This window comes from Albidovulum sp., assembly GCF_049646345.1.
Taxonomy (GTDB): Bacteria; Pseudomonadota; Alphaproteobacteria; order Rhodobacterales; family Rhodobacteraceae; genus Albidovulum.
In genome coordinates this window covers 1-8340 of record NZ_JBARVQ010000429.1, presented here as the reverse complement: position 1 = coordinate 8340, position 8340 = coordinate 1, and the positions used below count along the sequence as shown (strand labels likewise).

General features: G+C 61.0%; 4 protein-coding genes. All 4 read left to right on the top strand.

The window, feature by feature from the left end:
- On the top strand, positions 1-360 hold a 360-nt coding region (locus WBB85_RS10725; protein ID WP_432638610.1), incomplete at its 5' end, for an acyl carrier protein.
- Positions 357-4652 (top strand): amino acid adenylation domain-containing protein, encoded by a 4296-nt coding sequence (locus tag WBB85_RS10720; RefSeq protein ID WP_432638609.1) that lies wholly within the window; start codon positions 357-359, stop codon positions 4650-4652. The genes WBB85_RS10725 and WBB85_RS10720, both read left to right, overlap by 4 nt.
- Entirely contained in the window at positions 4652-7744 is a 3093-nt protein-coding gene (locus WBB85_RS10715) for a type I polyketide synthase (RefSeq protein ID WP_432638608.1), read from the top strand. Before WBB85_RS10720 ends, WBB85_RS10715 begins: the two co-directional genes overlap by 1 nt.
- A 16-nt stretch (positions 7745-7760) precedes the next feature.
- A partial coding sequence (locus tag WBB85_RS10710; protein WP_432638607.1) for a condensation domain-containing protein occupies positions 7761-8340 on the top strand: 580 nt, incomplete at its 3' end.

Here is an 8340-nt window from a genome sequence, read left to right as displayed (position 1 = left end):
CGCCTGTTTCGCGGACAGATCCGCAAACAGAATGAACCGACGATCGCTGCCGAAAAGACAGACGCTCCAGCCGTCGGAACCGTTTCCCCCGTGCCGGATTGGATGGTGCAGCGGATCTGCGGCTACGTATCGGACGTGGCTGGTCAGGATCTGGCAAGTGCCGATGGCGATCTTTTTGAACTGGGTTTTGACAGTTTGCGCGGCATGCGGCTGATCGAGCGGATCGAAACCGGTCTTCTGCATGGCCCGTCGCAACTGAGCCTGGCAGACCTGTCCGATTTGCGCACCCCCCGCGCCATTGCCGCCGTGCTGAGTGCACGCGCGACACGCAACACCAAAGCAATGGAGTTGGTACTGTGAACCTTTTGAACACAGAAATCGTGGATTGTGCCAACCTCGTGGACTCCCTGCATTCACAGGGCGTGATCCTGGCGGCCGAGGATGGTGACCTGCGCGTTTACGGCCCAGAGACCATCCTTGGCAAATCCGACGTGATCAACGCGATCAGCGCCCACAAGCCCCAGATCATCGCCCATCTTGACCGGATCGCCAGCGCCAATGCCGACGGGCCCGGAATGTCCGTCGATCCGGAACAGCGTCACGCGCCCTTCCCGCTGACCGATATTCAGCGGGCCTATTGGGTCGGGCGCCAGAACGCCTTCGACCATGGCTCTGTCTCGATCCACTACTACACGGAAACCGACATTGAGGGTCTCGATCTGAAACGGCTGCAAGCGGCCTGGGACGCAACCGTTATCCGTCACGACATGCTGCGCGCCGTTGTTGATGACGATGCCATGCAGCGCATTCTGCCCGACGTGCCGCAATATGAAATCCCGCTGATCGACCTGTCGGCCATGTCCGGGCCCGAGCGTGACGCCTGCCTTGCCACGCATCGGGAAACCGCATCGCATACGGTCCATCAAACGGACCGTTGGCCGGGCTTCGCGCTGGCGGCCTTCAATCTGGGCAACAACCGCTTTCGTCTGAGCTATTCGCAGGATCTGCTGCATGTGGACGGCGGCAGCCTGTTGCGGATCATCGGGGACTTCTGCTCGGCCTATACAGACCCCGACACCCCGCTTTCCCCCATCACGGTGTCGTTCCGCGACTATGTCTTCCACGAAATCGCGCAGAAGCAGAAACCCGTTTATCAGAATGGCCTGGCCTATTGGAAAGGTGTGGTCGAAGACCTGCCGCCGCCACCGATGCTGCCGGTGCGGCACCAGAAACCGGATGCCGGGCAAGATCAGGGCGGTCGGTTCCGCCGCCTCGTATTTGAACTGCCGCCGCAGGCATATGACGCCATCAAGACCCAATCGCGCGATATGGGCATCACCCCGACCGGATGGGTCATGGCCGTCTTTGGTGAGATCATCTCGCGCTGGAGCGGGTCCGAGGACTGCACCCTGAACGTGACCGTGTTCAACCGCCCCAACCTTGGCAATGACCTGCTGAACATTGCAGGCGATTTTACCTCGATGATGCCGGTGCCGGTGCGTCGGGCCGAGGGCGATGATCTGGCAAGCCGGGCCCGGGACATGCAGCATAGTCTCTGGCACCACATGAAACATCGCGACGTTTCAGGCATTACAATTCTGGATCTTCTGCGCACCGCGCGTGGTGATCACAATGCGGCAGCGCTTTCGGTCGTGTATACCAGTCTGCTGAATCTGTCCGGTCAGGGCTTCGATCCTCGCGGTTTCGGTGCGATCGGGACCCCGGTCTATACGCTGACCCAGACACCGCAGGTCACGCTCGATCATCAGGTCAGCGAAACACCTTCTGGCGGAATTGCCTTCAGCTGGGACGTGGTCGAGGGGCATTACCCCGACGGCATGATCGACGATATGTTCGAGGCTTTCCAGGAACTTGCCACGCGTCTTGCCACCCAAAGCGACGTCTGGAAGAAGACGGCCAATGACCAGATGGACTATCTGCCATCTACCCAGGTTGCCCTGATCGAGGCGCTTGATCAGACGCCGCGCGGCGGGACCGCCATGCCGGACGCGAACACAACGCTGCGCGACATGCTGGAAGCAGCCCGTGCCGCCGGACCTGAAGCACTGGCAGTTGCCACACCGACGCAGGACGTGACGCATGACAGATTGCATGCCGCCGCACGGCGTCTGGCCGCCCGCCTTGCCGCAGCAGGTGTCCGGCAAGGTGACCGCGTCGGCATCCTGATGGAAAAGGGTTTTGCCCAGCCGATTGCGGTTCTGGCCACGCATATGGCTGGTGCTGCCTATGTGCCGATTGATCCCACCGTACCAGAAGCCCGCTTTGCCCATATCGCAAAAGACGCCGATTTGCGGATCTGTCTGACCGATTCTGCCTTTGCCAGCCAGTTTCCCGACCACCCGTTGCAACGGGTACTGGTGGATGAGGGCCTGTTGGACACATCCGGCGCATCCGACCGGCCCGAGGCGCTGACCGCCCTGCCCCCGTTGCAATCCGGGGATGTCAGTCATGTCATCTATACATCCGGGTCCACCGGCCTTCCGAAAGGCGTGATGATCACGCATGGGAATGTTGCAAACCGGCTTCGCGATATCATCAGCCGCTTTGACATCGGGGGCGATGATCGCGCAATTGGTCTTACGGCGCTGCACCACGACCTTTCGGTCTTTGACATCTTCGGAGTGTTGGCCGCAGGCGGCGCTCTCGTCCTTCCGGCGGAAGAGGCACGGCTTGATCCCGAGGCGTGGCTTGCACAGATGCGCCGTCACCGGGTGACACTTTGGAATTCGGTTCCGGCCTTTGCGGGCATGATGGCCGATTACCTTCAGACGCGCCCCGCGGCCGAAGTCAAGAACCTGCCGCCGTTGCGCTGGATGATCCTTGCCGGGGACTGGATCCCCGTGCCGCTGCCCGATCAGTTGCGCCTTTTCTGGCCCAAGCTCGATATCATTGCCTCTGGCGGGCCGACCGAAACGACGATCTGGGACATCTGGAACAGGATTGGCGAGGTTGATCCCAACTGGTCGTCAATTCCGTACGGAAAACCCCTGGCAAATGCCGGATATCACATCCTCGATGCCTCCGGTCGGCGCTGTCCGGTCTGGGTCCCGGGCGAGCTGCACATCACAGGCGCTGGCGTCACCAAGGGCTATCTGAACCGCCCCGAGGAAACCGCGGCACGTTATCTTCAATTGCCCGGTATTGAAGGCACGGTCTTTCGCAGCGGCGATCTGGGGCGGGTATTGCCCGACGGCAATATTGAGTTTCTCGGCCGTAACGACTTTCAGATCAAGATCAACGGTCAGCGGATCGAACTGGGCGAGATCGAGCGCGTTGCGCTATCCGTCGATGGTGTGCGCGACTGCGTTGCAGTGGTGCAGACCGGTGCGAGTGGCAAATCGCTTGCCGCGTTCATCACCGCCGAGGGCGCGGATACATCCCCCGATACCCAGTCCGAGCAATCCGCCTTCGAGGACCGGCAGATCACCCGCAGCGACCCGGCGCAACGGCTTGAGGCAAAACTCGCCTACCGGTCGCTCGTGCCTCAGGGAACCGCGCATCAACTGCATCCGCTTGGCACGCCGGTCCCCGGTGACAGCCGCCTGAGAAGCTGGCGCAATTTTTCCGCCACCCCGCTGTCGCTCGAAGCCCTCAACAGGTTTCTTTCCCCGCTGCACGGTGCCCGCATGGTGGAAGGAAGCGAGGCCCGCTTTGCCTATGCATCCGGCGGCGGGCTCTATCCGATACAGATCTATATGTACCTGAAACACGATCTGGCCGAAGGCATGCCGGCCGGCATCTGGCGTTACTATCCATTCGAACACGCCCTTGAACTGGTCAGTGAAGGCGCCCTGCCCCACGATATTCATTGGGGTTACAACCGGGCCTGGGCGGACAAGGCCCCCTTCTACGTCTATCTCGTCGCCGATCTTGAAGAGATCACGGCGCAATACGGCGACATCGCCACATCCATGTGCCAGATCGAGGTCGGCAGCGTATTGCAGTTGTTGCGTCATGCCGCAGCAGAGACAGGGTTCGGCGTTTGCGCGGTGGGCGACATCTCGTTCCCCCGCACGGCCGACCGCTTTGCCCTGAGCGAACACCAGAAGTTCATGCTGGCTCTGGTCGCGGGTGAGATTGCTGCCGATGGCGACGAAGCTGGGCCTGCGACAGAGGTGCCGCTGACCGAGCAGGTTCATACCGCGCTCATGGCGGTGTTGCCACGCCACATGGTCCCTCAGAGCATTACCCGGCTTGATACGCTGCCCCTTACCGGCAACGGCAAAGTGGATCGCAAGGCGCTGATCGCCATGGAAACCGGACCCGACACCGGCGGGCCTGCCGCTGTGATTGCGCCGGAAGGTGACTTTGAAACGACCGTCGCCGCTATTCTTGCCGGTCTTTTGAACCGGGATCAGGTCAGCGCGACAGACAACTTCTTCGATATCGGCGCAGGGTCGGCCCTTCTGGTCAAAGCCTATCACCAGATCAAGGCGGAAACCGGATGCGATTTCCCCCTGATCTCACTGTTCCGGTTCCCCAGCATCCGCCGCTTGTCAGAACAGATCGGCGCCGGTTCAGCGGGGGCCGCACCGGCATCCGCCGAACCTTCTTCCCACGAACGGGACCGCGCAGGTCGTCAGACCAAAGCGATCTCCAGATTGTCCTCCTTCCGTAAGAAAGGCAAATAATGTCCTTCGATATCGCAATCATCGGCCTTGCCAATCGCTTCCCCGGCGCGCCTGACAAAAACGCATTCTGGCGCATGCTGACCGCCGGTGACACAAGTTTCGAACCGCTATCACCCGAAGACCTGCGCGCTGCGGGCGCTTCAGAACAGATTCTGGAAACGCCCGGCTTTGTCCCCGTCGCCAGCATGCTGGACGACATCGAAACCTTCGATGCCGATTTCTTTGGCATTCCCGCACGAGAAGCGCTGGTGCTGGACCCCCAGCACAGGCTGTTTCTGGAATGTGTCTGGGAGGCCTTTGAAGATGCCGGGCTTGATCCGGCACGCACACCGTCGGTCGGCGTCTTTGCCGGGGCCAGCCTGAACAGCTACCTGATCCGCAATCTTTCCTGCAATCCGCAGCTTTTGTCGACACCGGACGGCTTTTTGTCGCTGATTTCGAACGAAAAGGACTATCTGGCCACCCGTGTCAGCTACAAGCTGAACCTGCATGGCCCGGCGATCACGGTCCAGACCGCCTGTTCAACGTCACTTGTCGCGGTCCATCAGGCTTTGCAAAGCCTGCTGATCGGCGAATGCGATGTGGCTGTCGCCGGGGGCGTTTCGATCAAGGTTCCACAAAAAAGCGGCTATCAGCACCGCGAGGGCATGCCCTTTTCAGCCGATGGCAGTTGCAGATCGTTCGATGCGGATGGCAGCGGAACCATTTTCGGGTCCGGCGCGGGGGTCGTGGTGCTGAAACCACTGGAGGATGCCCAGCGGGACGGTGACGAGATCTACTGTGTGATCCGCGCGTCGGCGATGAACAACGACGGCAACCGCAAAGTCGGGTTTACCGCCCCCAGCACCGATGGTCAGGTCGAAGTGATCCGCCGTGCTGTGGCACTGTCCGATTGCCCGGCGCATAGCATCGACTATGTCGAGGCGCATGCGACGGCAACACCTTTGGGTGATCCGATAGAAGCCGCGGCCCTGGCCGAGGTTTACGGCCCGGATCGCGCATCCGACGCCCCCCTGCGCATCGGTTCGGTCAAGGCCAATATCGGCCATATGGAAACTGCCGCCGGTGTAGCGGGGCTTATCAAGACCGCTTTGATGCTCAAGCAGGGGCAACTGGTACCCAATCCCGGCTTTGACACCCCCAATCCCAACATCGACTTTGATGGCTGGAACATGAAGGTCCAAACCGAACTCGGGGATTGGAGCGCCTCTCAGACGCGCCGTGCCGGGGTCAGCTCATTCGGGATGGGCGGGACCAATATTCATATGGTTCTTGAAAGCGTTCCGGGCACCGAGCCTGCGAAGGGCATGACCGACGTTCCTGTGGCCCGGGATGAACTGTTTGTTCTGTCCGCACGATCCGAAGCCGCATTGGCGGCAATGGGCACCCGGCTGGCCGACTGGCTCGACGCGCATCCCGACACCGTCCCTGCCACGCTGGCGGCCAACTTACGCAACAGACGTGCCGCTTTGACGCATCGGCAAGCGTTTCTGGCCAGCGATATTGAAACGGCCACCCGGAAATTGCGGCGTACCGAACTGAGCGACAATTACTTTGGCATTCACGGCAATGATCGAAAGCCGGTTGCTTTTGTCTATTGCGGAGGTGGTGCCCAATATCCGGGCATGTGTGCGGGGCTGATGGGCGAACCGGTCTTCCGCGATGCCGTCGAGCGCGTTGCCGCAGGTTTCCAGACGCTCGTCGGGCATGACCTGCTGGCGATGCTGGATGCAAAGGCCGCATCCGACGCCGCCCTTGCCGAGCGCATGCAGCAACCGGACATCATGTTCCCGGCGCTCTTTACAGTTCAGAACGCCATGGGCGCCCTGATGGAAAGCTGGGGCCTGATGCCGGACCTTGTCATGGGGCATTCAAATGGCGAATACGCCGCGGCGGTTCGTGCCGGGGTCATGACAGAAGAGGCTGCCATCCGTCTTGTGGCGGCCCGCTCCACCCTGATGCTCAGCATGCCCAAAGGCGGCATGATCTCGGTTGCCGCCCCGGCAGATGCGCTTGCGGAAATCGCGCGGGAGTGCGGTCTGTCCATCGGCGCCGCGAATGCCGACGACAACACCGCCCTCTCGGGGCCGCTTGCCGCTTTGGATCAGGCGATTCCCATGATCCAGGAAAAACTGAACCTTGAAGCGCGCCGCCTGCATGTGGGCGCGGCACTGCATTCGCACCTGACCGAGGCCATCGCCCCGGATTTTACCAAAGCCATTCTGGAGGAAAGTTTCTCGCCACCACGACTGCGCTGGATCTCAAGCGTGACCGGCACGTTCATGGATCCGGGCCGCGCACCCGATACTAACTACTGGACCGCGCATCTGACAGGGACGGTGCGTTTCCGTGACGCGGCGGACACATTCCTGTCGATGGCCCAAAAGCACGTAGCACTCGATATGGGGCCAAATTGCGTGGCCGGTGATCTGTTGCGCCAGAACGCCCAACAGGCCGGTCAGGGGTCCCTTCAGGCAGTGCAGGCAGCGCGCAGCCGGTCTGAAAACACGCCCGATCCCACAGTTGCACGCGCGGCATTGGCGCGGTGTTGGGCCCTCGGGGCGGATGTTGCCGCGACCGCTGGCACTGAAGACGCCCGTGTCGATAAGCTCGACCTTCCGTCCTATCCCTGGCAGCGCCGCCGCTATTGGGTCGACGCCCCTGCCGAGGCCGGTGAAACTGCCAATATCGAAGCGGCCATGGCCAGTCTCTCGAAGGCCAGTGAGGGTGCCGAAGCGCTTGAGCGTCCAGCCCTGACGTCGCCCTATGTGGCCGCGGAAACCGAAACCGAACACCGCTTGCTTGCCTTGTGGATCCGTTATCTGGACGACCGGCAGATCGGCACGGCTGATGACTTCATCGAACTTGGCGGAACGTCCCTTCTGGCGACAGAAGTCGTCAGCGCGATCCGCGCCGAATTCGATGTGCCGCTTGATCTTGGAGCCTTCCTTGAGGGCAAGACAATCGGCGCCATCGCCCGCGTGATCGACACGCTGACCGCCGAAATCGACGCAGCACTTCTTCGGGAAGCGTTGGCCGAGATTTCGGGAAAAACCGACAAACAGCTCGAAGACATTATCGCGACAGCTTAATCAAAGGACGATTTCAATGAATGAATTGAACACTCTTGATCTGGACACCCTGACCGAAACCCAAAAGGCAGCCCTTGCAGCCGTGGTGGCGCGCAAGAAGTCCGAAAAGTCCCAGGACAACACAAGCGACGTGCCCCGGATCCCGGTGGATCCGGCGAACCGGAACGAACCCTTTCCCCTGACCGATATTCAGCAGGCGCAATGGTTCGGCCGCTCCGGTCTGTTTGACATTGCGGTGGCCGGCCACGGCTATGTCGAGTTTGACTGCAAGGGGATGGACCTCGACCGGCTCACGCAGGCCTTTCAGATCATCATCGACCGACATCCGCAGATGCGCATCGTCTGCAAGCCAGACCTGACACAAGTCGTGCTCAACGATCTCGATCCATACACGTTCACCCAATATGACATGCGCGGTAAAACCGAGGATGAGGCCGAGGCCTGCCTTGCCGAAGTGCGCGACCGCATGTCGCACGAAATCATCGATGCCACGAACTGGCCGATCTTTGAAGTGGCCGCGACGCGTTGGAACGAAGATGACCTGCGCATCCATTTCAGCTTTGACCTGCTGGTTGGCGATGCATGGTGCTTCCGCA